Here is a 26010-nt window from a genome sequence, read left to right on the forward strand (position 1 = left end):
TATGATATGTATACAATAAAAGAAGAGGAACCCAAAAAGCAATTCCTCTTTCTTACTTAAGTATATCAAATTATTGACGATTAAAAACTACCTGTATTCACGTTTTCTGGACGATCTACAGGTTTTATTAACTTTCCGCCCTTTTCATCTATAAGATTTGCTTTTCCATTCACTTCAATAGAAATATTTTTCACACCTTTCTTTTCTGTTAAAGATAAAACTAACGACTTCAATACGTAATTTGAGATCATATTTTTATCTGGGTTTACAAATATATTTTCATTAAAGTTTAATGTAAGATTTCCGTCTTGTAATTTCGGATTCGTAATAAGCTTAACGCCTGGATTAAAATCATTCAGGAGCGATTGATGGATCGGACCTTTTACAAGTTCATCTATAATTGTTGCATAGTCATTTTCTTTACCTTCCGCAACGCGGCGTGTGACTGGTACGTAGTATTGCTGTTTATTATTATTTTGCGCCATAAAATACAGTGTGACTGGTTTTGTATTTGTTACATCTGCTACTTGTTCATCATCGAAGTTAATACCATTTGCACGGCTCACTCCTTCACCAAGCGGTGTACCACCAACCGGCATCTTTGCCAATTTCTCACCATTTATTTGGAACTGCACTTGTTTTATCTCTGTAAATTGCGTCAACGTCCAAGCTATAGATTCAACGATTTGACGCTCTTCTTCTTTCGCATAGTTTTTCATTTCTTTAGAGAAATCAATAACTGCCGTTCCGTCCTTTTTCAAATCTAAGGTCATCGTTGTATTCGCCGGAATGACTGCACGAAACCCATTCGGTAATAAATTCGTTACCGGTCCATCTTTCACAAGGTATTCTAACGTTTGCTTCACAGTCTCATTTGCTTTCGGAGTAGGTATAGCTAACGTTTGTGGTACAACATAACCATTTTTATCAACAAGGTATAGTTCTCTATTTACCATTTGCCCTTGCTTATCTTTTTTAGCTACTTCTTTCTTCCCACCCTCTGTATACGTAACTTGTTTTGGCGGATCAATTTGTTCAGTTGCTTTCTCTTGATTTATAAAGCCACACCCTGTTAGTAAAACAGCACTCACAGTAGCACCAACAACCCATTTAAAAGTGGATTTAGGCATGCCATTCCCCCCTAAAATCTAAGTTTGTACTATTATGTATACGAGCTGTTTCACGTTTTAGAACAAGCTGCGCCTCTTATAAATTGAAACTTTAATCAACAGGGGTCTTACTCCCCAGCAAATAGCAAGATAAAACAAAAACTCCTGATTTCTCAGGAGCTCACTTATATAAATTCTACTATTATTCTTTTTCTAAATGAATATGCTTCACATTTTCAATCGGTTGACCGAACCATTTTGATGCAATTTCTTTAAACAAGCCTATTTTTCCTGTTGTTAAGAAGAGATGATCGCTTTGTTCTTCTCCTTCATTCAACATTTTACTATGATATAAGATTGTACTTACTTCACGTGCTGTTTCATCACCAGAACTAATTAGTTGCACTTTATCTCCCATTACTTTTTTAATAACTGGTCCTAAAATCGGATAATGTGTACACCCCAATATAAGTGTATCAATATCGGTACTTTTCAGTGGTTGCAACGTTTCTCTTACAACTTCATACGCCATTTCACTTTCGAAATTCCCACTCTCTACAAGTTCAACGAAAGGTGGACAAGCTAAACTTTCTACCATAACACGGTTATTAATAGACTTTAACGCCTCTTCGTATGCACCACTTTTCACCGTTCCAATCGTTCCAATAATCCCAACGTGATACGTGTTTGTCACTTTTAAAGCTGTACGTGATCCTGGGTGAATAACTCCTACTACTGGAATTGGTAATTGTTTTTGCATCTCTTCTAATACAACTGCAGTTGCTGTATTACACGCAATAACTAACATTTTAATATTTAAATCTAGTAAATGCTCTGTCATTTCCCACGTAAATTGACGTACTTCTTCTCGAGAACGTGGACCATAAGGACAACGTGCTGTATCTCCTAAATATATGATACGCTCTTTCGGCAACTGACGAATTAATTCCTTCGCTACTGTTAAACCGCCAACTCCTGAATCGATAACACCGATTGCTCTATTCAACTTCATCACCCGTTTTCTCATTCATCATCTTTTATGTTTATCATTATATTTTACACACTTTAAGTTCGCTCACTTCAAATGCTTCTGTATGAAAATTTTCATTTTCCCATGTATAGACTAGGACCTTTTTTATTTTGCTCCTTTTTTTCGTAATTTGCAAGATAGAAAAATAACCGACCTTCTATAAGAAAGTCGGTTTCTTCTATATAAAGTGCATATTCATTGCTCCATCTTTTTTTGAAAAGAAGACATTCCCATTAATAAGAAGAAATGAGCAGCAATTAAAATGACGATCAAAATAAAATTCAATCGATAACTATTTGTAGATTCCATAATTTTGCTCGCTACAGCTGGTCCAAATGCCATACCGAAAAAGTTAATTAAATTATATAAACCAAGACCGACTCCAACTTTAGCTGGATTTAATGTTTTCGGGATAAATGTGTTTAATGATACTTGAATTGCCGAATAACTCATAAATGTTAAAATAACCGCAAATAAAATAAAGAGTAAGTTCCCGTCCGGAATAATCCCTAAAATTAAAAAGCCAATGATCATAACTACAGAAGCTACATACATCATCTTCACATTCCCAAACGAAGGAATAATCTTTCCGGTAATAAAACTAGATACAATACCAAAGAGAGATGCAATAAACAATACAATTCCAATAACGAATGGAGACAATCCATGTCCTCTTCCTAACAGTAATGGTAATAATAATAAACTAGCACATAACGCCACATTAATGATAAATCCGACCGCTATTAAACGAAGGAATGGTTTATTTGTAAATAACTCAATATCAATAAACGGCGACTCTGTTCTCTTCATATGAGCCTTAAATAAAAATAGAAAAACAACAGATAACACAAAAAGCCCACTATTAATATTAACTCCTAATAAAATGGTCGTAATCAATACAAATAATAAAACTGCTCCAATGAAATCAAAGCGAAACACTTCATCTGTATGTCGCGCCTCTTCTGGCATAAATTTTACGAGTAAGAAAATACCAATCATTGAAATAACCATAAATAAAAATAAATACGGCCACCCTAACGTATTTGTAATTGCCCCACCTACTAAAGGTCCAATACCAACCGCTAATGCAATAGAAGAACTAATCATTGCTAACGCACCTGGTTTTTTAGCTGGAGCAACTAATTTCGCCACCGCAATCATACTAAGCGCAATAAACGCTGCTCCCCCGCTCGCCTGCACTAACCTTGCGAAAATGATAATTTCATAAGATTGATTCACAAATCCAACAATAGAACCAGCTACAAATATGATAATAGAAATAATTAATAGTCTTTTTACACTGTAACGATCAGCCAGCTTTCCATATATTATCGAACCAATACCGACAACTAAGGAATACCCTACTACAACCCAGCTTACTTTCGATTGACTAATTGATAAATCATTGGCAATATCCTCTAGCGCTACATTAAATAACACAGCGTTCATCGGTCCTAACAAAACAATAAAACATAATGTAAAAACAAACCATTTCGAATGGTTTCTTATATCTTTCCCCATGTGTAACACTCTCCTGATTGCAATTTTAAAACTGTCAAACTATAGATAAAAAAATGAAGTTATTTAAATGTTGTATCACCACTAAACAACTTCATTAAATGTGTAAAAGTTGCTAATTTATCGCGCGATAAAGTGAAACTTTAATCAGTGAGGTTTGTATTCATCCCCCACTGATTATTAGCCCTCACCAATCGGGCTTTTACGGGCAGCCCAACCCCCACCTAACTTCTTTGCTTCCGCTGAATTTTGAGATGGGGGTCTTACTGCCCGTTAATGCGGGGTAAATTGAATTCGAAACGAAACACGTATGTTGTTCGATATTCATGGAACTATCATAGTTTCAGCATTACAGTTTGTCAACGAAAAAATATACAAAGTAAACTAATTAAGCCTTTTTAGTTTACTTTGTTCAAAAGTTATTATACACTAATTTCGAAGCCGATATAAGGAGGACTGGCATGATTATTCAAATTTACATTTTTTAACTTAATAAAACGAAACGCATACAGAACTTTTATATAGAAGAGACATTATAGGAGGATTATGATGAAGAGAAAAATGTTAGTTGTATTAACAAGCGTAGAAAAATATCCAAATTTAAATAGGGCTACCGGACTTTGGCTTGGTGAAGCTGTACATTTCGTAAAAAAAGTAGAAGAAGCGGGTTACGAAGTTGATTACGTCAGTCCACAAGGCGGTTATACACCAATTGATCCACATAGTTTAGCAATGGCGGAGAGCATCGATTGGGAATGGTATCAAAAGAAAGAGTTTATGAATCGCCTCGGTTCTACAATGAAACCAAGTGAAGTGAATCCAGAAGACTACGCTGTTATTTATTACGCAGGTGGCCACGGGGTTATTTGGGACTTCCCAGAAAATAAAGAACTTCAAAACATTAGCCGCAATATTTATGAAAACGGCGGAATTGTTTCTTCCGTTTGTCATGGAGCTGCTGGTTTATTTCATATTACATTAAGCAATGGGGATCGTTTAATTAGCGGTAAGAAGGTAACAGGCTTTTCAAATGAAGAAGAAAAATTAGCTGAATTAGATCAATTCGTTCCATTTTTAACAGAAGATGAACTCATTAAAAATGGAGGACTTTACGAAAAAGCCGCGCAACCGTGGGAAGCTTATGCTCTAGAAGATAATCGTGTTATCACTGGTCAAAACCCAGCTTCAGGTGGTCCAGTAGCCGAATTAGTATTAAAGCAGTTGCAAAAATAATATGTACTAAAAAAGCAGATTCTCCTCTATTAAGGGAGATCTGCTTTTTTACGAAATCATTTGCAAAATAGCAATAACTTCTTTTTCAATTTCAGAATCATCAATTGCTTCTATATACTCTGGTTTAAAAAGTTGATACTTCTTTAATTGATAAAAATCAAGTATCGCTTTCTTTAACGTAATATCGTACTGAATACAAAAAGAATGATCTATAATACGTCTTAACATCACATCATCTTGTACCATAAATAATTGTGCATTCATTTTATTAAAATAACCTTGTTCCATACCCGCTTCAAAAAACATTTGCAAATTATGATTACGATTTTGTTGGGCAGCGACTAATTGATCCGACAAATGCGGATATGCTTCTTTCAAATCTTGCAAAAAAACATCCGAAATATATGTCACACATTTTAAAGAATGGATAAACGTCTTTTGGAAACGTTCTGTAAATGACATACTTTCATCTTGATTATCCGCATCACCTTCGAGTAGATAGTTCATGAAATCCTCTACTACCGCCTCAATAATTTCATCTTTCGAAGAAAAACGTTTATATAAAGTAGCTTTACTAATATCCATATATTTCGCAATTTCATCTATTTTCAATTGGCTAAAACTTGTCTTTCTAATAATGGGCTTTATTTTATTAATATAAGTATTTGCACATGCGACTTTTCTCATTTAAAAGAGCCTCCCCTTTTGTCCATACAAAATAGTATAGCAAATTCACGAATGATTATAAATGAAGTTATTATACTCATTATGCCTTTTTAGTTTATTACATTTTCATATACTATACATAAAAAACTATAATCAATTATTACCAACTGGACGGTTACAAACCAATTTTGAGGCGGGAATTTTAGAATAAAGTGAAACTTTAATCAGTGGGAGTTTTGTTCATCCCCCACTGATTATTAGCCCTCACCAATCGCGGTCCTACTACCTGGAAAATAGAGGGATAAAAATACCCACTACCTTTGTTAGTAGCGGGTACTTTTTCTATAATTTATTTACAGCCCTTTTTATAGCCTTACCTATTTCCACGCTAGACTGTGGATTTTGTCCTGTAATTAAATGACCATCTACTACTACATGCGGCGTAAAATTGGGGGCTACATAAAACAAAGCTCCTTCTTCTTTCAACTTACTTTCTAGCAAAAACGGAACGCGCTTTTCTAAATGTACAGCTCTTTCTTCATCGTTTGTATAACCTGTTATACGCTTACCCGCAACAAAAAACGAGCCATCCTTATTTTTCACACCGACTAAAGAGCTTACTCCGTGACAAACAGCCGCTACAATCCGGTTATTGTTATACATATTCTCAATCAAATTTGCTACATATGGATTACCTGGAAAATCTACAATCGCCCCGTGCCCACCACCAAATAAAACCGCATCATAATCCGAAAAATGAACATTTGAAATCGGCCTCGTATTTTGCAATAAAGAAGCTACATGCTTGAATTCGCGAGGTATACCATTCGGAATAGACACTCTATCTATAGGTACTCTCCCGCCTTTTATTGACACAATATCAACATCAAACTTAGCCTTTTTTAATACATGATAAGGAGCTGCGAGCTCTTCAAGCCACAAACCAGTCGGGTGTCCATTCATATCATGAGCACTTGTTGAAACTAACAGTATCCTTTTCAACATATCCCCTCCTTATTACCTATTTATGTATGAAACGTTTTTATCATTCATATAGCAAGTGAAGCAAACAAAAAAATAGCCGACTTTTATATAAAAGTCGGCTGCTTTCTTATAATTCGAGCTCTCCCATACGAAGAAGCTCCACAACTGCTTGTGAACGTCCTTTAACCCCTAGCTTTTGCATTGCGTTTGAGATGTGGTTGCGAACTGTCTTTTCACTTATAAAAAGTTCACCTGCAATTTCCTTCGTTGTTTTATCTTGAACCAGCAATTCAAATACTTCTCTCTCTCTCTTTGTGAGTAAAGGTTTAGATTGATACGCTTTTTCCTTCAACTGGTATAACCCTCCTTGCTTAAGCCAGAGCTGTGTATGTGTAAGTTGGGTGTTTATTTAGTCAAGATATTGTATGAACGAAATGTGCAGGTGGTGAATGAAAATGGGCTTTATTTCCTATGTTATTTTAGACTTTTATACAGTGCGTACACTCTTTTTATCCACTTACTTTCCAACGCGCCATATTTGTTCTAGCAATATACTTACAACCGTACCTACGAATAAACCATTACCGAATATATATTGCATAACAGACGGCAAGGATTGGAGTACTCCAGACGGTAAAAACATAACGCCGCTGCCAAATAATACTGCAACGCCTAAAATCGTCACATTCCTTTCACTCATCGGCACTTGTTTTATATTATTAAATCCAATTCCAATTAACTGTACGAACGAAGCCATTAAAACAGCCGATGCGACAGCTGATGGTAAAGATGCTAAGTAACGAATAATACTTGGAAAAAGAGACATTACGACTAGTAACGCACATGCCATTAAGAACGATCGTATATACTTTTGTTTTGTTAAACGTATAAATCCTGCCGTTGCTGGTAACGGAACGACACCTACAGTTGAAAATACAGAAGAGATGATATGCGAAATCCCTCCAACCCATGTTCCATCTTTCAACTGTTTTTGTTCAATAGTCGCTTTATGAATAGTTGCTTGATTAATTGCTATAATAGCTGCCACCGTATTCGAAACTAAAATACATACCATAACAAAACTTGATACAGCCATACCTGTATTCCATTTTGGAAGTCCCCAAGCAAATATATGTGGAAGTTGCACAAAATGAGTTACTTGAGATGGGATTGTCACTTTTCCTGCAATGAGAAAAATAACCCACCCACTAATTAATCCTATTAAAACTGCATAACTTTTGACAAAGCCTTTTCCAAAATTAGATAGTATAATAACGAACAGAAATATACTAAACGCGATCATTGCTGTAAATCCGTCGATTTGAGAAATAGTAGCTGTAATTCCTAACATTCCTTTTAAAAATACACCACTTAATTGTAAACATAATAAAAGTAAAAACGTCCCTGTCACAAGCGGCGTAAATAAAAATAAAATACGTCCTATAAAACCAGTTACTCCTAATCCTATTAGAATAACACCGGAGATTATCATTCCTAATTCTAAAATTTGCAGTGTACTATGTAATTGATCTTGTCCGGCCGTTGCATAAGCAAGTACGGTAAATACACCAACCCAAGATCCAGCCGGCCCATCCGCAATTGGCAGTCTATGCCCAAGCCATCCTTGTAAAAAAGAAGATATACCAACTACAAAAAACGTACGCTGCATTAAATAAAATATTTCTTCCGTCGTAAGATGAAATAATCCGCCAACGACAATTGGTAGTGCGATTGAATTTGCTAATAAAAATATAAACCATTGTAAAGTTCCCATAATATGATTTTGGTTATGTTGATTGTCCAATTTTTTCATCCCTTCTAGCTTTCCTATAAAAATATATTGTAAGAATAAAAAAGAAGAGTTCTATACTCACCATTAGAACCCTCCTCAAAATATTTAAACGATTCTTCTACACAAGATTATTTAATTCCACCTCATTTAAACTTCCAACAACAATATTTCCTTTATACACGACTAAACGTTTTTCTGTTTGACGTGCTACTGCTTCAGCAGCGCATGTCGCATTCGTCAAAACAAAGCTCGCTTCATCCCCTACATTCGGCCATACTCGTTTCCCTTCCTTATTTAACGTTTCTTTTCCTCCTGTAATAAAGCGGAGTGCTTTTCCTAAAGACCTTTCGTCACTCCACCCAAAACGCTCTGCTAATCGATTCGCCTTTTGAAGCATATCACCTGTTCCAAACGGTGACCAATGATCTGTAATGCTATCATTGCCTAATGAAACCTTAACACCTTTTTTATCTAATAACGGAATTGGGATTACTTGTTTACCAATTGGCACTGTTGAAGTAATATCAATATTTACATTTGCGAGTCTTTCTGCCACTTCTTCAGCCTCTTTATCAGTAACACCACCAAGTCCAAGTGCATGACTGATCGTTACACGGCCTTGCCATCCTGCTTCTTCTGTTAAACTTGCCAATCTCTTCATCGTAAACGTTCCAAGATTATTCGCATCGTGCAAATGAATATCAACATCCGCATTAAATTCGACTGCGATATCCATAATTGTATGTAATGACTTTTCAATGTCATTATCCACTGTAGCTGGATCTACTCCTCCGACTAGATGAGCACCCATACGCATCGCATCTTTCACGAGTTGCACAGAATTACTGCGCAATAATCCATGTTGCGGAAACGCAACAATTCTACTAGATACTCGATTTTTATATGTTTCTAATGCCGCTAACGTCGCCTCCAAATTACCAAGACCAATAATTGGATCAACATTACAATGCGTTCTAATATTCGTTGCACCATTTTGCAGTAGTAACTCTAGCATATTTTCCGCTCTATTTTGGGCAGTCGCTAATTGCTTTGGTAAAATTTTTTCTTCTTCATTAAAACGTGTAAAAATACTTTCTGCTGGCATACAAGCTTTCCATGGGCCACTATAATATGTTTTATCAATGTGAATGTGCATCTCTTTGAAAGCTGGCAACATTAATAAGTTCTTAGCATCAAAAGTTACTATATCTTCCTCTTGAACAATCCCTTTTATAATTTTTTTAATTCGACCATCTTCAATAAGTAAACTGCATAATTCTGTTTCTGTTTGTGAAATTCTCTCTTCTTCATATGTATATCCTGATTCAAGCATTACGTTAGTCAACCAATATACTGTCATCTCTATTTCCCCACCCTTTATTAAAAATCACCTCATAACTACAAGTTTAATATCCACTGAAAATTAAGACAATTAATACGATCACTTCTCACAAAAAAATGTAATACAACCCCATAGTCTTCTCATAAATTTCCATATAGAATAAAAGTATGCAGTTTGATATAAAAAGGAGTTGATTGGAATATGTCAAAAAAGTTATGTAAATCCGAAACTGATAAAATGCTATTTGGTATATGTGGTGGTTTAGGAGAATATTTTGATATTAGCTCTACTCTTATTCGTATCATTTGGATTATTGCTGTTTTATGTTTTGGGACAGGATTTTTAGTTTATTTCATTTGTTTATTACTTATGCCACGTTCGTACTAACGGCATTATTTCACATACTTAAGAAGAGCAAATCACCTATAGAATCCTATAGGTGATTTTTTCATGAAGAATATTTCATCGTTAAATGTAATACCGCCACTTCTTTTTCTTCATTTTTATAAATATGCTTCTTATTCGCTTCAAATTGAATGGAATCAAACTCATTTAATTCGTATACATCATTCTCCACTTGAATAGACACTTTCCCTTTCATTACCGTTACAAGCTCAATCGCACCTTCATGATGAGCTTCTGGCTCATATATACTATTTGATCGTAAACAAGCACGGTGCATTTCCATCCCTGTTTCTTTCGTATAACGGAACATCGTTTCTAAATGCCACGCTTGTCCTTCATCTACTGCAAATCCTTCTCCACAGCGCGCAACAGCTACAGGTTCTCCAACAACCATTAATCTGGATAAAGGAATTGATAACCCTTTCGTTATTTTCCAAATGACAGCTAGTGTCGGATTTGTTTCCCCTCTTTCGATCTTTCCTAATGTTAATTTACTAACTCCTGTTTTATGGGCTAATTCTTCTAAACTTAATTTCTGTTCATTTCGAATTTGTCTCAATAACTGTCCAACTTGTTGAATGACTTCTTTCGTTTGCATATCTTCATTTTCTTTCATATATAAAACCACCTCAAAGCATAAAATAGTTTACTTTTAATAATTAAAAGTATATCATACTATACATAATTATTTATTTTCGAAAGGAGTGCTATACTTCATGCGCGCAATTTTATTAGGTCTTTTATCATCGGCCTTTTTTTCTGCAACCTTTATTATTAATAGAGCAATGAATGTATCTGGAACGAGCTGGGCTTGGACAGCTTCCTTCCGTTTTTTATTTGCTCTTCCTATTTTATTCCTTATCGTTTTATTTCGCAAAAACTTTAGGGAATTATGGGAAGAGTTAAAAAAACATCCATTGGCATGGATCGGATGGGGTTCTGTTGCCGGTATTGGTTTTTATTCTTTATTAAGTTTCGCAGCTGTCTTTTCTCCAGCTTGGCTCGTTGCTGGAACTTGGCAAGTTACGATTTTAGCTGGTTTACTACTATCACCACTATTTTTCGTGAAAATAGAAACAAAATCAGGTACGAAACTTGTACGCGGAAAAATTCCACTTCGTAGCTTATATGTTGCATTATTTATTTTACTTGGTGTAATTTGTATGCAAGCAACTGCCGCAGGCCATATTACAATGACTCAGTTCATTTCAGGTTTTTTACCTGTCGTATTAGCCGCTTTCTTATATCCGTTCGGTAACCGAAAAATGATGGAGCTTGTTGGTGGACGCCTTGATACGTTCCAACGTGTATTAGGAATGGCAATTGGAAGTCTTCCTATAACAATCTTGCTTGGTATATACGGATTTTCTACTACTGGCATTCCAACATCCAACCAAATGCTTCAAGGATTTTTGTTAGCGTTATGTTCCGGCGTTATTGCAACGATGACATTTTTCTTTGCTACTGACTTAGCAAAAGATAACCTCGCTCTACTTGGAGCTGTTGAAGCAACACAAGCTGGAACGATGGTCTTTACCGTAATTGGAGAAATCATTTTCTTAAATGGTTCACTCCCTGAAGGACTTTCTCTCATCGGAATGATTATTATCATGTTAGGAATGGTTGCAAATAGTATTTTAAACCGTTCTGTTCCAGTCGTTAAACAGAAAAAATCGGCATAAAAAAAGGGTATGGTTCTATAGAGATGAACCATACTCTTTTTTATTGTCCCCCTATTTCGCCTTATCAGAATAGTATTTCATTGGCTGTTTATACTAAAACTTATGTTATAATACGTTTCATGCGCATTAATAGGAGGTAAATTATGTTAAAAAAAGCAATCGCTGAATTTATTGGTACATTTGTACTTGTATTATTCGGAACTGGAGTAGCTGTCACTGGCGGCGGAATTGAAGGAATTGGAACATTAGGAATCGCTATGGCTTTCGGTCTATCTATTGTAGCTATGGCATATAGCATCGGAACAATTTCTGGATGTCACATTAACCCAGCAGTATCAGTAGCTATGTTCATCAACAAACGAATGAACGCTATGGAACTTTGTTATTATGTATTAGCTCAAATTTTAGGTGGTTTATTAGGAACTGCAACGTTAGTAACAATTTTAAAATCTGCTAAAACACCTTTAGATAATTTAGGACAAAATGGTTTCGGAACTCTTGGTTTATCTGGAGCATTTTTAGTTGAGTTCATTTTAACTTTCGTATTTATTTTAGTTATCGTTGCTGTAACAGGTAAAAAAGGAAGTTCTTCTTTAGCTGGACTAGTAATTGGTTTCACATTAGTTTTAATTCACTTATTAGGAATTCCGTTAACTGGAACATCTGTTAACCCAGCTCGTAGTATCGCACCAGCTTTATTTGTTGGTGGAGAAGCACTTTCTCAACTATGGGTATTCATCGTAGCACCAATTCTTGGTGGTATCTTCGCAGCTATCGTAGGTAAATTCATTTTAAATACTGAAAAATAGAATTTTCAATATTTCTGAATAAAAAAATGCGAGCCCTCATTATGAGGAAGCTCGCTTTTTTTATTCTTTCATTTTAGACTTTAAATTTGTAACTAATTGATCTACCGTTACATTTGCAAGTACGTTTTCCATCGCTTCTTGCGCTTGCATTAAAATAATTTCTAATACTGATTGAATATTAGCTCCTACTGGACATTCAATGTTGGGATTTTCATGGAAGGAAAATAGTTGTCCTTCTTCTACAACTTCCACTGCTTTATATACATCAAGTAATGTAATTTCTTCTAAATCTCGAGCAAGTGTCGTACCACCTTTACCAGCTTGTACATCAACAAGCCCTGCTCTCTTCAACATTCCTGTAATGCGACGAATCACAACTGGATTTGTATTCACACTACCGGCAATCCATTCAGAGGTACAGCGAGAGTTTCGATCTATCGCAAGTAATGTCAGCATATGAACACCTACTGTAAAACGACTACTAATCCCCATCTGCACACCCTCCTTTTTATTCATTCTATTAAAAGACGACTCTTATTATTATATACTATTTTTAATTTATACATAAAGAAAAAGCATGATTTCAATAGGAAATCATGCTTTTCTCTCATTATTGACGCTTTATAAATTTCGCTAAATCTTTAAATTTCACTTTATCTGAGTAATTCATTACGCCGTTTACGTAAATGCGGCTTGTAACAGCATTTAATACCGCAATTGTCGCCAATAAGACTGCTAATGTTATCGTAATTTCTAGCATACCTGCTTCACCAGCTACAATACGTGAGAAGGTAACCATCGGTGTAAAAAATGGAACGTAAGAACTTACAACAACGATAGTACTATTCGGATCACTTAATGATTTAATACTAATAAAGAATGCAGCCATAATTAAAATCATTACCGGGAAAGATACAGCTTGTAAATCCTCCGTCTTAGACACGACAGCTCCAGCAGCAGCATACATCATCGCATAAAGTAAATATCCCGTAATGAAATAAACAAGAAACATGCTGATAACCTTTGCATCTAATTTCGTAAAGTCAATTGGAATACCAAATAGTGAGGCACTTTCTAAATCGACCCAGCCTAACAAATATGGAATAAGATAACCACACGCCAATATGACAAGTTGCAATAACGCCGTTGAAACAACCGCTAAAATTTTCGCATACATCATCGTAAGAGGCTTCACTTTCGGAAGCATTACTTCCATTACACGTGACGCCTTTTCAGATGCAATATTCATTGCGATTGTATTTCCGAACGCTACAATAAACATATATAAAGCAAATGTAAAGAAATAGGCAATTCCGAAAGAAGATGTACGATCTTTTATCGCTTCTTGCTTTACTTGAATTTCTGTTTGTAATTGCTGTGCAATTTCTGGTGAAACATTATTTTTGGCAATCGTCACCATCGTATATTGTTGCTTTAAATATCCTGCCATAATTGCAGAAGTTGCTTGGCTTGGAAATCCATTATACATATATGTAATCGATGGAGCCCCACCCTTTTCCGTCACATGGAATAGACCATCTAAATCGCCTTCTTCTACTTGCTTATGCAGTTTATCAAAATCATCCTTTGAACCAATTGTTATTTTTGCTGATGGCAATAGCTTATTTAGCTCATCTTTTTGTACTTTATATGTGGAACTCTCTACTACAACTGCAATTTTATCTTTATCCTTATTTTTATCATCGCCTGAAGTAAAATGATTAAATGCAAAAATCCCAAACACAACTAAAAATAAAATCGCACTCGTAATTAATGATTTCTTAGATAAAAACGCTTCCCTAAAATAAAATGAAAATACGTGAGAAAATTTACGCATCGTTATTTCGCCCTCTCTACAAAGATTTCGTTTAACGTCGGCTCTAACATTTTGAATTGTCGTAAGCTAACACCTTGCTCTTGCAACTGTTGCAAAATCTTGAGAGCTTCCGCATCGTCTTGTACTTTCACATAAAGAAGGCCTTGTTGTTTTTCATACGATACATGTATAGCTTCTAATCCCTTTTCATTCTCTACTGTATCTTCAATCGTTAAATTACGGAAACCGTATTCTTTCTTAATATCACTTAGCTGTCCTTTTACGACTGCTTCACCTTTTTTCAAAATACATACATGTTGGCAAAAAGCCTCTACTTGTTCCATACGATGACTTGATAAAATAATCGTCTTTCCGCTCTGTACTTGTTCTTCAATAATACTAGCTAGCATCCCAGCATTAACTGGATCAAGGCCGCTGAATGGTTCATCTAAAATGAGAAGTTCCGGATTATGAAGAAGAGCAGCAATTAATTGTATTTTTTGCTGATTCCCTTTTGAAAGCTCTCCAGCCGTTTTAAATTTATATTCTGGTATCGCTAAACGCTCTAACCAGTGATCAATAGCGTGATCCACTTCTTTCTTCGACATTCCTTCTAATCTACCAAAATATCGCAGCTGATCTATTACTCTACTTTTTGTATATAAACCTCTTTCTTCTGGTAAATACCCAATTGTTACACCACTATTTCCAAATGCTTTTCCATCCCATGTAATCGAACCTTCATTAGGCGTTAATAATCCGAGAAGCATTTTGATTGTTGTTGTTTTCCCTGCACCATTTCGTCCAAGTAACCCTAGTACTTCACCTTTTGGTAACGAAATTTGCAAACCGTTAACTGCTTTTGATTCCCCAAATTGTTTCGTTAAGTTTTGAATTTGTAAACTCAAGTATAAAGCCTCCCCTTTAGTATCATTCGTACTCTCTTTCAAAGACTATGTTTATTCAAGACAAAATATAGCACCACGCTTCATCCTCTTATATGTAAACATCGTCATGAATCCATCATTTGTTCTATTTAGTTAAAATTGTAAATAACAAAGTTCTTTTTGTCAATTATAATTGTCATTACGACAATAAAACTTGTCAAAACAACTATTATTATTTTGCTCATCTTTCTAATATAGGACATACTACTATATATACAAAAGACAATATGCAAATGTTCATATAAAAATATTATATTTTAATATATAATATAAAATGATTTTCTAACATCAAGGAGGATACATATGAAGATGAAGAGGGGCATTACCACTTTATTATCTGTAGCGGTTCTATCTACATCACTTGTAGCATGTTCAGGAACACCAGAGAAAACAGTGGCGAAAGAAGAGAAAGTAAAATTAACAGAACAACAATTAATGGCTGATTTATGGTATCAAACAGCCGGTGAAACGAAAGCACTTTACTACCAAGGGTACAACATTGGTCAATTAAAGCTTGATGCAATTCTTGCAAAAGGGACAGAGAAAAAACCTGCTATCGTGCTTGATTTAGACGAAACTGTTTTAGATAACAGTCCTCATCAGGCAATGAGCGTAAAAACAGGCAAAGGCTATCCTTACAAATGGGATGATTGGATTAACAAAGCTGAAGCTGAAGCCCTTCCAGGCGCAATTGATTTCTTAAAATATACAGAGTCTAAAGGTGTAGATATTTACTACATCTCAAATCGTAAAACGAATCAACTAGATGCAACAATTAAAAATCTTGAGCGTGTAGGTGCTCCTCAAGCAACGAAAGAACATATATTACTACAAGATCCGAAAGAAAAAGGAAAAGAAAAACGCCGTGAACTCGTTTCTCAAACCCATGATATTGTCTTATTCTTCGGTGATAACTTATCTGATTTCACAGGTTTTGATGGAAAATCTGTAAAAGATCGTAACCAAACAGTAGCAGATTCAAAAGCACAATTTGGTGAGAAATTCATTATTTTCCCGAATCCAATGTATGGCGATTGGGAAGGCGCTTTATATGATTATGATTTCAAAAAATCAGATGCAGAAAAAGATAAAATCCGTCGCGACAACTTAAAATCATTTGATGTAAAATAAAAGAGGATGGCATTCGCCATCCTCTTTTATTTTACTTTCTCTGTTAAAGGCAAGATAAATACTTCCACACGTCTATTCTTTGCCTTTCCTTCTTGTGTATCGTTTGGAGCAATTGAACGATATTCTCCGTATCCAATCGCACTAAATTTTTCTGGTTGTAATTCTTTATTTTGCAGTAATACTTGCATAAAATTAACTGCCCGCTGCGTACTTAATTCCCAATTCGACGCAAACTGCGCATTGGCAATAGGGACATTATCCGTATGACCCGATACTGTAATTTCACGAGGTGACGCTGAAACAAGTAAGCTAGACATCTCTTTTGCAATCCCTAAAGATTCTAATTTCACATCTGCTTTCCCCGAATCAAACAGTATATTTTCTAATATTGTCACCATTAATCCCTTTTCAGTTAATTTAGTTTGAAAAGAAGAAGATAATTGTTTTTCATTAATATATTGATCAATCTTTTTTTGTAATGCTTTCAATTCATCCATCTCTTTTTTTTCTTTAGCTCTAGCTTCTTCTTGTTTTTTTGCTTGTTCTGCCTCAAGGCTACTTGCTGATAATTCTTTTTCATCATTTGGCTTTTGATCACTTAAAAATTCTTTGTTACCTGTTCCCCCAGCTAATTCACTTCGAAAAGCAACTGCCATCTGTTTAAACTTCGCAGCATCTATACTACTCATTGCGAATAAAACGATAAACAATGCAAATAACAACGTTAACATATCAGAATATGGGATTAACCACGTTTCATCGATATGCTCATCATGTTTTTTCTTTTTGCCTCTTCTATTTTTCTTACTCCGCATTTTTTTCTGCTCCTTTTTCTAGCTTTTTACGCTCAGTTGCAGAAAGTGCACCTAAAATGCGGTTCTTCATAATAAACGGATATGTACCTTCTTGTAACATTAATAAACAATCAATGATTAAACGTTTTTTCTCAATTTCAGCTGAAGATTTTTGCTTTAACTTATTTGCAAATGGATGCCATAATACGTAACCTGAAAAAATACCAAAAATCGTTGCAATAAACGCACCAGAAATAGCATGACCTAACTTTTCAATATCAGTTAAATTACCAAGCGCAGCTACAAGACCGATAACAGCACCTAAAACTCCTAATGTCGGTGCATACGTACCAGCTTGTGAAAAAATAGCAGCTCCCTTTGCATGTCTTTCTTCAATTGCCTCTAATTCAGATTCCAAAATCTGCTCTAAATCTTCTGCGGATACGCCATCAATCACAAATTTCATACCGCGCAAAAGAAATTCATCTTGAATTTTGTCTAATTGTTGCTCTAAAGACAAAATACCGTATTTTCTACTTTCAGATGTCCAATGAACAAATAATTCTAGCAACTGTTCATAACTTAAATCCTTTTTATTTGAACCAAAAAGAACTTTAAATAGTTTTGGAACCCTTTTTAGTTGATTCATCGGAAATGCAATACATACTGCAGCAAATGTACCGATAAAAATAATTAATGCTGCTGCAGGATTTAATAAGGCTGTTATGTCAGCGCCCTTGACGACCATCCCTACTACCACTGCTACAAATCCTAAAATAAGTCCAATAATTGTTGCAAAATCCATTCCCATTCACTCCTAGTCTATACAAGAAGTTCTTTATTCTCGATAATCGCTACATCTTCTTATGTATATATATTACATAAAAAATGCAAATCATGAAAGATAAGAAATGAATTATATAAAAAAATACTACAAATTCACACATTTTCTGACATTTTCTTTGCATTTCTATTACGTTATGACTCTTATATTCCTTTTCCAACAAACTAGATTTATAATAAAAAAACAATACACATTTTATGAAGAAGGGACTGTGATTACAAGGCATCATGAAAAAGATAATAATTATTTCTGCCACTACTATTGTAATCGGGATCACATCTTTCGCTTACTTTGGTTCTAAAACACCACTACATAATGAAGCAAAAGCTGTCGAAAGTCAAAAGCATAATAACCATAAAAAAGAAGAGATTCCTGCTTTTCCAAAAGCTGATCATAATGCAAAGAAAATAGACAATGACTTTTCAGTTGTAACAAATCCAAAATCTAATCTTGTCTTAATTAATAAACATCGAAAACTACCAGATGGATACATTCCTGAAGACTTAACGAGACCAAATGTACCATTTATTAGTCCAAAAGATAAAGAAAAAACATTGCTGCGCAAAGATGCTGCCGAGGCACTTGAAAACATGTTCAAAGCTGCGAAAAAAGAAGGGCTTGATCTTACAGCTGTATCTGGTTATCGTTCATACAAACGCCAAAAATCGTTGCATGATACATACGTTAGACGTCAAGGAAAAGCCGAAGCTAATTCGGTAAGCGCAATTCCTGGTACAAGTGAACACCAAACGGGTTTAGCAATGGATATTAGTTCAAAATCAGCTAAATTTCAATTAGAGCCTATCTTCGGAGAGACAGCAGAAGGAAAATGGGTCGCGGAACATGCTCATGAATTCGGTTTTGTCATTCGTTACTTAGAAGATAAAACAGATACAACAGAATATGCCTATGAACCATGGCACTTACGCTACGTTGGTAATCCATACGCTACATACCTATATAAACATCACTTAACATTAGAAGAAGCGATGGAAGACAAAAAATAAGAGAGCAAATTGCTCTCTTATTTTTCTTTCACTCTATTATTGTAGTAATTTCTTCTTCCATTCTTCAGGCCATGGTTCGCCTCTTCCTGTTTTTTTCGAAGCTTGAACCATCATTCCACGACCTACTAAACAAACCTCTCCTGCTGCATTCTTCACCATATAATGTAAATCTAAAGAAGAATTCCCGACCGATCCTGCCTTTACATACACCTTCAGCTGTTCATCAAAATATATTTGCTTAATAAAATTACATTGTAAATCCGCAACAACGATCATCGTTTCTGATGATGCATGTGTCCACTCTTGCATAAATCCAAGTTCTTTAAACAACGCAATACGAGCTTCTTCAAAATAAGTAAAAGCAACGACATTATTTACATGTCCAAACATATCTACTTCACCAAAACGAACCTTTACAGGGTTGTAAAACGAAAAACCACTTTCCCATTGCTCAAAGTCTTCAATATAAGAAATCCTCTTCATTGTTATCTCTCCTTTTCACCTTGAAATAAACAGAATAAACAGAAAAATGCAGTTATAAATATTGCCTCTTCGATATGAAGAGGCAATATTTATTAATAGTTATTATCGCTACCAAAGAAATCTTTGAACGATTGAATTGTTGTATCACGGTTTAATGCCGCAATTGAAGTTGTTAAAGGAATACCCTTCGGACATGATTGCACACAGTTTTGAGAGTTACCACAGTTTGCTAGTCCTCCATCTCCCATAATTGCACGTAAGCGATCTGCTTTATGCATTTCACCCGTTGGATGTGAGTTGAATAAGCGAGCTTGTGATAACGGTGCTGGTCCAATAAAGTCAGACTTACTGTTTACGTTTGGACATGATTCTAAGCAAACACCACATGTCATACATTTTGAAAGCTCATAAGCCCATTGACGCTTTTTCTCAGGCATTCTTGGTCCTGGACCTAGGTCATACGTACCATCAATTGGAATCCACGCTTTAACGCGTTTTAGAGCATTAAACATGCGACTACGATCAACTTGTAAGTCACGTACAACCGGGAATGTCTTCATCGGTTTTAAGCGAATTGGTTGCTCTAATTGATCAATAAGTGCCGTACATGATTGACGTGGTTTTCCGTTAATCACCATCGAACATGCACCACATACTTCCTCTAAGCAGTTCATATCCCATGCAATCGGAGTTGTTTGGTTCCCTTTTGAATCAACAGGATTACGACGGATTTCCATAAGTGCTGAGATAATATTCATATTCGGACGATATGGAATTTCAAACTCTTGGTCAAACGCTTGCGCATCTGGCCCGTCTTGTCTCGTAATGATGAGGCGGATTGTTTTCTCAGACATGTTGTTTATCCCCCTTCTCTTCACCCTTAGCAGCTACATCGTGTTTTGAAGAATAATCACGTTTACGCGGTTTAATTAACGAAATATCAACGTCCTCGTAATGGAATGCTGGTGCATTTCCTTCTCCCTCAAATTTTGCCATCGTAGTTTTTAAGAAGTTTGCATCATCACGATTTGGGAATTCAGGTTTGTAATGCGCCCCACGGCTCTCATTACGGTTATATGCGCCAATTGTAATAACACGTGCTAACTCAAACATATTTGCAAGTTGGCGTGTAAATGAAGCACCTTGGTTACTCCATCTTGCTGTATCGTTAATGTTAATACGTTTGTAACGAGCCATTAATTCTTCAATTTTCGCATCTGTTTCTAATAATTTTTTATTTTCACGAACTACTGTAACGTTATCTGTCATCCATTCTCCAAGCTCTTTATGAAGAACATACGCATTTTCGTTACCATCCATCGTTAAAATATTGTTAAATTTCTCTGTTTCGATTAATTCATTTTGCTCATATACAGTAGATGAAACAGCATCAGATGATTTAGAAAGACCTTTCATATACTCAATTGCGTTTGGTCCTGCTACCATACCACCATAAATTGCTGATAATAGTGAGTTCGCACCAAGACGGTTACCACCGTGCATAGAATAATCACACTCACCTGCTGCAAATAAACCTGGAATATTTGTCATCTGTTTATAATCAACCCATAGTCCGCCCATTGAATAGTGAACAGCTGGGAAGATTTTCATCGGTAGTTTACGAGGATCATCCCCTGTAAATTTCTCATAGATTTCAATAATTCCACCTAGTTTAATATCTAGTTCTTTTGGATCTTTATGAGAAAGATCTAAGTACACCATGTTTTCACCGTTAATACCTAGTTTTTGCTCTACGCAAACATCAAAGATTTCACGCGTTGCGATGTCACGAGGTACAAGGTTTCCGTAAGCCGGATATTTTTCTTCTAAGAAGTACCATGGTTTACCATCTTTATATGTCCAAACACGTCCACCTTCACCACGTGCAGATTCACTCATAAGACGTAATTTATCGTCTCCAGGAATTGCCGTTGGGTGAATTTGAATGAACTCACCGTTTGCATAATATGCGCCTTGTTGATATACAGCAGAAGCTGCTGTACCTGTATTGATAATGGAGTTTGTTGATTTTCCGAAAATGATACCAGGGCCCCCTGTTGCCATAATCACGGCATCTGCTCCGAAACTTCTAATCTCCATAGTTTGTAAGTCTTGTGCAACGATTCCTCGGCACACACCTTCATCATCAACAACAGCTCGTAAGAAATCCCAACCTTCATATTTCGTTACAAGTCCTGCTACTTCGTGACGACGTACTTGCTCATCTAATGCGTAAAGTAATTGCTGTCCAGTTGTTGCACCAGCAAATGCTGTACGGTGATGTTGCGTTCCACCAAATCGACGGAAATCAAGAAGTCCTTCTTCCGTACGGTTGAACATAACACCCATACGGTCCATTAAATGAATGATACCAGGTGCTGCTTCACACATTGCTTTAACTGGTGGTTGGTTCGCTAAGAAGTCCCCACCATAAATTGTATCGTCAAAGTGGATCCATGGAGAATCCCCTTCACCTTTCGTATTTACGGCACCGTTAATTCCGCCCTGAGCACATACAGAATGTGAACGTTTTACTGGTACTAAAGAAAACAGTTCAACATTTACTCCTGCTTCTGCCGCTTTAATCGTTGCCATTAAGCCAGCCAAGCCACCGCCGACTACTATAAGTTTCCCTTTCATGCTCTCCCACTCCTTACTGGTTTGCTAGCTGTGGATCGATGAACGCTAATAATGCACTCACACCTACATAAGATAAACCTAAGAAAATAGCTAATGTTACATAAGTAGAGATTCTTTGTGAACGTGGAGATACTGTAATTCCCCAGCTGATGCAGAATGTCCATAGTCCATTTGCAAAGTGGAAAATTGTTGAAACAACACCAACTAAGTAGAATGTAAACATAGCTGGATTGTTTAAAATATCTGCCATCATATCATAGTTTACCTCTTTACCTAACATTGCTTGAATACGAGTTTCCCAGACGTGCCAAGAAATGAAGATCAGCGTAACGATACCTGAAATTCTTTGGAAGACGAACATCCAGTTACGGAAATAACCGTAAGAAACCGCATTGTTCTTAGCTGTAAATGCAATATATAAGCCATATATAGCATGGTACAGTATCGGTAAAAAGATGATGAAAATTTCTAGCGCATACCGGAATGGAAGGAGCTCCATAAAGCCTGCAGCTTTGTTAAAAGCCTCTGCTCCTCGTGTTGCAAAGTTGTTTACAATTAAATGTTGCGTCAAAAAGACACCAACCGGGATGACCCCCATTAATGAGTGCCACTTACGAAACGTATACTCGCGGCCTTTCATGTCCCCATTACCCCCCTTGAATGTTTGACTGCTGTTTTCAGATTAGTTTATGACAATAATGTTTTTTCACTATTGGCATAAGAAAAACTGAAAAAATTATTCGAAATATTTCAGCATAATTTGATACCAAGTTCATTTTACTCCTATTTTTGTCGAAGCGTCAAGAAAACGTATACATAATTTGCATATAATTTGCCAATTCTTTTTTTTTCTTATATATTCAGATTTTCCTAAAGAAAAATCTGTTTTTATAAATGTGAAATGTTATATAATAATCCCTATAGAAAGAGGGGAATATTGTGAGTAAAAATACAATCGATACAACATCTTTAGAAGATGTTTCATTGAACGCCTTCGCTTATGAATTGCTACGTGAAGAATTACTACCTGATTTAATCGGCAACGATTTAGATGGTATTTTATACTGGTCTGGTAGAAACCTTGCAAGAAAATATCCGCTAGAAACAATTGAAGAAATCATTCAGTTCTTTGAAAAGGCTGGCTGGGGCACTTTAAGCATTGTTGAACATAAGCGTCGTGAAATGCAGTTCCAACTTAAAGGCACACTCATCGCAGAACGTCAAAAACAAAAACGACATTCTTCTTATCAACTAGAAGCCGGATTCATCGCTGAACAAATTCAAAAGCAACGGAACGTCGTTGCAGAGTCATACGAAGAAAAGAAAAAACGTTCTGACTCTATTACATTTCTTGTAAAATGGGATATAAAAGATCTCATTGAAGTGTAAGCATTACCTACAGTCAACTAGACATATCAGTTTAGTTGACTTTTTTGTATTTTCATTCAGATGAGTTTATTTTAAATCTTCAGAAATTATACCAAAAAACAGAAGACGTTGTAAACTACAACGTCTTCTTATCTGTTAAATACGTATAAATCGTCTCCGCGACATTTTTCGGCATACCCGCTTCGACAAATTCCTCTATAGAAGCTTCTTTCATCTTCTTTAATGAACCAAAATGTTTTAACAATACCTTTTTCCGTTTATCACCGATTCCTGGAATATCATCCAATGCTGATTGAATGACAGATTTCCCATGTAATTGACGATGGAATGTAATCGCAAATCGATGCACCTCATCTTGAATACGCTGCAATAAATAAAATTCTTGGCTATTTCTCTCAAGCATCACAGGTTCCGGTGGATCCCCAATAATTAAATGGGAGGTTTTATGTTTATCATCTTTTACAAGACCTGCCATCGGAATATATAATCCGAGCTCATTCTCTAAAATATCACTTGCAGCCGCTAGATGGCCTTTTCCTCCATCAATAATAATCAAATCAGGTAAAGGTGAATTTTCTTTAAGTGCCCTTGTATAACGGCGCCTCACAACTTCTCTCATAGACTCATAATCATCTGGCCCTTGAACCGTTTTAATTTTATATTTTCGATACTCTTTCTTCGCCGGTTTCCCATCAATAAAAGCAATCATTGCAGAAACGGGATTTGTTCCTTGAATATTTGAGTTATCAAACGCTTCAATACGATACGGCGTTTCAATCCCAAGCTGCTTCCCTAAATGATCTACCGCTTTAATCGTTCGTTCTTCATCACGTTCAATTAAGTAAAACTTCTCTTCAAGAGCAATCTTCGCATTTTTACTTGCCAATTCTACAAGGTCTTTTTTCTTACCACGTTTCGGCTGCGTCGCTTCCACTTCTAAAAAGCGCTCTACTAATTCCGAGTCTATACTTCCTGGAACGACAATTTCCTTCGGCTTAAAATGACTACTGTTTTCATAAAATTGGCCGATAAACGTTAAAAAACCCTCTTCTGGTTCATCGTAAATTGGAAACATAGAAACATCACGTTCAATTAGCTTTCCTTTTCGAACGAAGAAAACTTGAACACACATCCATCCTTTATCCACTGCATATCCAAACACATCACGATCCACTAAGTCACTCATAATCATCTTTTGTTTTTCCATAATCGCATCAATATGAGCAATTTGATCACGCAACTCTTTTGCACGTTCAAACTCTAGTTTCTCTGAGGCCTCATACATTTTTATTTCTAGTTCTGAACGAACTTCTTTATGTCCACCATTTAAAAACTTAATAATTTCATCTACAATTTCTTTATTTTGTTCTTCCGTCACTTCTTTCACACAAGGCGCTAAACATTGACCCATATGATAATACAAACACACTTTATCTGGCATATTCGTGCATTTCCGAAGTGGATACATACGATCTAGCAGTTTTTTCGTTTCATGAGCAGATTGTGCATTTGGATAAGGACCAAAATATTTCCCTTTATCCTTTTTTACGTTTCGAGTAATGAGTAAGCGCGGTTGCTTCTCCGCCGTAATTTTAATAAAAGGATATGTTTTATCATCTTTTAATTGAATATTATATTTCGGATCATATTTTTTAATTAGATTTAACTCTAAAATAAGTGCTTCTAAATTCGAAGAGGTTACAATATATTCAAAATCAACAATTTCTCCTACAAGCCGCAGTGTTTTCCCATCATGTGAACCAGTAAAGTACGAGCGCACACGATTTTTAAGCACTTTTGCCTTTCCGACATATATAACCGTTCCTTGCTTATCTTTCATCAAATAACAACCAGGTTGATCTGGTAAAATAGCCAACTTCTCTTTCAAATGTTCGTGCACTCGTCTCCCTCCATTTCTACATACTTAGCATTTTTATTTTCCCTTGAAAACATACTATGCCCAAACACCCAACATACGTTCTTTTATTGTAACGGAAAGACTGTAAAAAAGAAAATAAAAAAAGCTACCAAATGGTAGCTTTTTTTATTTTAGAAGTGTTTAGAAACTAATTCTACTAACGCTTCTTTCGGTTTGTAACCTAACGCTTGATCAACTACTTTACCGTCTTTTAATACGAAAAGAGCTGGAATGCTCATTACTTCGAATTGACGAGCAGTTTCTTGGTTTTCATCAACGTCTACTTTTACTACTTTTACTTTTTCGCCTAGTTCTGCATCAATTTCCTCTAATACAGGAGCGATCATTTTACAAGGTCCACACCAAGGTGCCCAGAAATCTAATAATACAACACCTTCGCTAGTTTCTGCTGCGAAGCTTTGGTCATTTGCGTTTACAATTGCCATTTTATTTCCTCCTTCAAGTATATTC

At 35.8% G+C, this 26010-nt stretch carries 27 protein-coding genes; 7 read left to right on the top strand and 20 right to left on the bottom strand.

Annotation, left to right across the window (positions count from 1 at the left end; all coding sequences use genetic code 11):
* Positions 1-80: 80 nt before the first annotated feature.
* The 3 genes from gerM to GBN91_RS03585 all read right to left on the bottom strand — a co-directional run bounded on the left by gerM (position 81) and on the right by GBN91_RS03585 (position 3660).
* Complete coding sequence (gene gerM, locus GBN91_RS03575; protein WP_001126748.1) at positions 81-1130, bottom strand: spore germination protein GerM; 1050 nt, start codon at positions 1128-1130, stop codon at positions 81-83.
* 181 nt (positions 1131-1311) lie between these two features.
* A complete protein-coding gene (racE, locus tag GBN91_RS03580; RefSeq protein ID WP_000774005.1) occupies positions 1312-2121 on the bottom strand; it encodes a glutamate racemase in 810 nt (269 codons plus the stop codon).
* A gap of 213 nt (positions 2122-2334) precedes the next feature.
* Complete coding sequence (locus tag GBN91_RS03585; protein ID WP_152121257.1) at positions 2335-3660, bottom strand: MFS transporter; 1326 nt, start codon at positions 3658-3660, stop codon at positions 2335-2337.
* Positions 3661-4206: 546 nt separating this feature from the next.
* Here GBN91_RS03585 and GBN91_RS03590 point away from each other — a divergent pair.
* Complete coding sequence (locus GBN91_RS03590) at positions 4207-4890, top strand: type 1 glutamine amidotransferase domain-containing protein (protein WP_000823848.1); 684 nt, start codon at positions 4207-4209, stop codon at positions 4888-4890.
* A gap of 48 nt (positions 4891-4938) precedes the next feature.
* On the opposite strand, the gene GBN91_RS03595 is transcribed toward GBN91_RS03590, so the two are convergent.
* From GBN91_RS03595 to GBN91_RS03615, 5 genes are all read right to left on the bottom strand, one after another.
* Complete coding sequence (locus GBN91_RS03595) at positions 4939-5577, bottom strand: TetR/AcrR family transcriptional regulator (RefSeq protein WP_001233006.1); 639 nt, start codon at positions 5575-5577, stop codon at positions 4939-4941.
* A gap of 321 nt (positions 5578-5898) precedes the next feature.
* Positions 5899-6561, bottom strand: coding sequence for a type 1 glutamine amidotransferase domain-containing protein (locus GBN91_RS03600; RefSeq protein WP_000919610.1), 663 nt, complete (start codon positions 6559-6561; stop codon positions 5899-5901).
* Positions 6562-6667: 106 nt separating this feature from the next.
* Positions 6668-6892, bottom strand: coding sequence for a spore germination transcription factor GerE (gene gerE, locus GBN91_RS03605; protein ID WP_000659484.1), 225 nt, complete (start codon positions 6890-6892; stop codon positions 6668-6670).
* A gap of 165 nt (positions 6893-7057) precedes the next feature.
* The gene (locus tag GBN91_RS03610) at positions 7058-8353 is read right to left on the bottom strand and encodes a purine/pyrimidine permease (RefSeq protein WP_025710198.1); all 1296 of its coding nucleotides are present in this window, start codon (positions 8351-8353) and stop codon (positions 7058-7060) included.
* 97 nt (positions 8354-8450) lie between these two features.
* Positions 8451-9692, bottom strand: coding sequence for an amidohydrolase family protein (locus GBN91_RS03615; protein WP_000219564.1), 1242 nt, complete (start codon positions 9690-9692; stop codon positions 8451-8453).
* Between the two features lie 183 nt (positions 9693-9875).
* Between GBN91_RS03615 and GBN91_RS03620 the strand changes: the two genes are divergently transcribed.
* Positions 9876-10061: a PspC domain-containing protein gene (locus GBN91_RS03620; RefSeq protein ID WP_000038409.1), complete on the top strand. Its 186-nt coding sequence runs from the start codon at positions 9876-9878 to the stop codon at positions 10059-10061.
* 61 nt (positions 10062-10122) lie between these two features.
* Here GBN91_RS03620 and GBN91_RS03625 read toward each other — a convergent pair whose 3' ends face one another.
* Positions 10123-10695, bottom strand: a complete 573-nt coding sequence (locus tag GBN91_RS03625) for a helix-turn-helix domain-containing protein (protein WP_065703107.1) — start codon at positions 10693-10695, stop codon at positions 10123-10125.
* A gap of 100 nt (positions 10696-10795) precedes the next feature.
* On the opposite strand from GBN91_RS03625, the gene GBN91_RS03630 reads away from it, so the two are divergent.
* Positions 10796-11761 carry a DMT family transporter gene (locus GBN91_RS03630; RefSeq protein WP_152121258.1) on the top strand — a complete coding sequence of 322 codons (966 nt, stop codon included), beginning with the start codon at positions 10796-10798 and terminating at the stop codon, positions 11759-11761.
* Between the two features lie 143 nt (positions 11762-11904).
* Positions 11905-12570 (top strand): aquaporin, encoded by a 666-nt coding sequence (locus GBN91_RS03635; RefSeq protein ID WP_000913213.1) that lies wholly within the window; start codon positions 11905-11907, stop codon positions 12568-12570.
* Positions 12571-12630: 60 nt separating this feature from the next.
* Here the strand turns inward: GBN91_RS03635 and GBN91_RS03640 are convergent, their stop codons facing one another.
* The 3 genes from GBN91_RS03640 to GBN91_RS03650 all read right to left on the bottom strand — a co-directional run bounded on the left by GBN91_RS03640 (position 12631) and on the right by GBN91_RS03650 (position 15294).
* Positions 12631-13062, bottom strand: a complete 432-nt coding sequence (locus tag GBN91_RS03640; protein ID WP_000512998.1) for an Rrf2 family transcriptional regulator — start codon at positions 13060-13062, stop codon at positions 12631-12633.
* Between the two features lie 118 nt (positions 13063-13180).
* On the bottom strand, positions 13181-14407 hold the full coding sequence (locus GBN91_RS03645) for an ABC transporter permease (RefSeq protein WP_001224980.1): 1227 nt from the start codon (positions 14405-14407) through the stop codon (positions 13181-13183).
* A gap of 2 nt (positions 14408-14409) precedes the next feature.
* Complete coding sequence (locus tag GBN91_RS03650) at positions 14410-15294, bottom strand: ABC transporter ATP-binding protein (RefSeq protein ID WP_000058117.1); 885 nt, start codon at positions 15292-15294, stop codon at positions 14410-14412.
* Between the two features lie 342 nt (positions 15295-15636).
* Here GBN91_RS03650 and GBN91_RS03655 point away from each other — a divergent pair, with 342 nt between their 5' ends.
* Positions 15637-16464 (top strand): 5'-nucleotidase, lipoprotein e(P4) family, encoded by an 828-nt coding sequence (locus tag GBN91_RS03655; RefSeq protein ID WP_000782767.1) that lies wholly within the window; start codon positions 15637-15639, stop codon positions 16462-16464.
* Positions 16465-16490: 26 nt separating this feature from the next.
* On the opposite strand, the gene motB is transcribed toward GBN91_RS03655, so the two are convergent.
* Together motB and motA are read right to left on the bottom strand one after the other, a co-directional pair.
* Entirely contained in the window at positions 16491-17279 is a 789-nt protein-coding gene (gene motB / locus GBN91_RS03660; RefSeq protein ID WP_001256734.1) for a flagellar motor protein MotB, read from the bottom strand.
* Complete coding sequence (motA, locus tag GBN91_RS03665; RefSeq protein ID WP_000344853.1) at positions 17269-18063, bottom strand: flagellar motor stator protein MotA; 795 nt, start codon at positions 18061-18063, stop codon at positions 17269-17271. Before motA ends, motB begins: the two co-directional genes overlap by 11 nt.
* A gap of 266 nt (positions 18064-18329) precedes the next feature.
* On the opposite strand from motA, the gene GBN91_RS03670 reads away from it, so the two are divergent.
* The gene (locus GBN91_RS03670; protein ID WP_000720201.1) at positions 18330-19109 is read left to right on the top strand and encodes a M15 family metallopeptidase; all 780 of its coding nucleotides are present in this window, start codon (positions 18330-18332) and stop codon (positions 19107-19109) included.
* A gap of 36 nt (positions 19110-19145) precedes the next feature.
* On the opposite strand, the gene GBN91_RS03675 is transcribed toward GBN91_RS03670, so the two are convergent.
* The 4 genes from GBN91_RS03675 to sdhC all read right to left on the bottom strand — a co-directional run bounded on the left by GBN91_RS03675 (position 19146) and on the right by sdhC (position 22872).
* Positions 19146-19592 carry an acyl-CoA thioesterase gene (locus GBN91_RS03675; RefSeq protein WP_000822734.1) on the bottom strand — a complete coding sequence of 149 codons (447 nt, stop codon included), beginning with the start codon at positions 19590-19592 and terminating at the stop codon, positions 19146-19148.
* Positions 19593-19684: 92 nt separating this feature from the next.
* On the bottom strand, positions 19685-20446 hold the full coding sequence (gene sdhB, locus GBN91_RS03680) for a succinate dehydrogenase iron-sulfur subunit (RefSeq protein WP_001291827.1): 762 nt from the start codon (positions 20444-20446) through the stop codon (positions 19685-19687).
* Positions 20439-22232 (bottom strand): succinate dehydrogenase flavoprotein subunit, encoded by a 1794-nt coding sequence (gene sdhA / locus GBN91_RS03685; RefSeq protein ID WP_000676750.1) that lies wholly within the window; start codon positions 22230-22232, stop codon positions 20439-20441. Before sdhA ends, sdhB begins: the two co-directional genes overlap by 8 nt.
* Positions 22233-22245: 13 nt before the next feature.
* Complete coding sequence (gene sdhC, locus GBN91_RS03690; protein WP_000678355.1) at positions 22246-22872, bottom strand: succinate dehydrogenase cytochrome B558; 627 nt, start codon at positions 22870-22872, stop codon at positions 22246-22248.
* Between the two features lie 299 nt (positions 22873-23171).
* Here sdhC and GBN91_RS03695 point away from each other — a divergent pair, with 299 nt between their 5' ends.
* On the top strand, positions 23172-23621 hold the full coding sequence (locus GBN91_RS03695; protein WP_000042221.1) for a YslB family protein: 450 nt from the start codon (positions 23172-23174) through the stop codon (positions 23619-23621).
* Positions 23622-23736: 115 nt separating this feature from the next.
* Here GBN91_RS03695 and uvrC read toward each other — a convergent pair whose 3' ends face one another.
* Complete coding sequence (gene uvrC / locus GBN91_RS03700) at positions 23737-25521, bottom strand: excinuclease ABC subunit C (protein WP_025690695.1); 1785 nt, start codon at positions 25519-25521, stop codon at positions 23737-23739.
* A gap of 149 nt (positions 25522-25670) precedes the next feature.
* Positions 25671-25985, bottom strand: coding sequence for a thioredoxin (gene trxA / locus GBN91_RS03705; RefSeq protein WP_001018943.1), 315 nt, complete (start codon positions 25983-25985; stop codon positions 25671-25673).
* Positions 25986-26010: the final 25 nt, after the last annotated feature.

This window comes from Bacillus sp. B1-WWTP-T-0.5-Post-4, assembly GCF_009183795.1.
Classification (GTDB): Bacteria; Bacillota; Bacilli; order Bacillales; family Bacillaceae_G; genus Bacillus_A; species Bacillus_A cereus.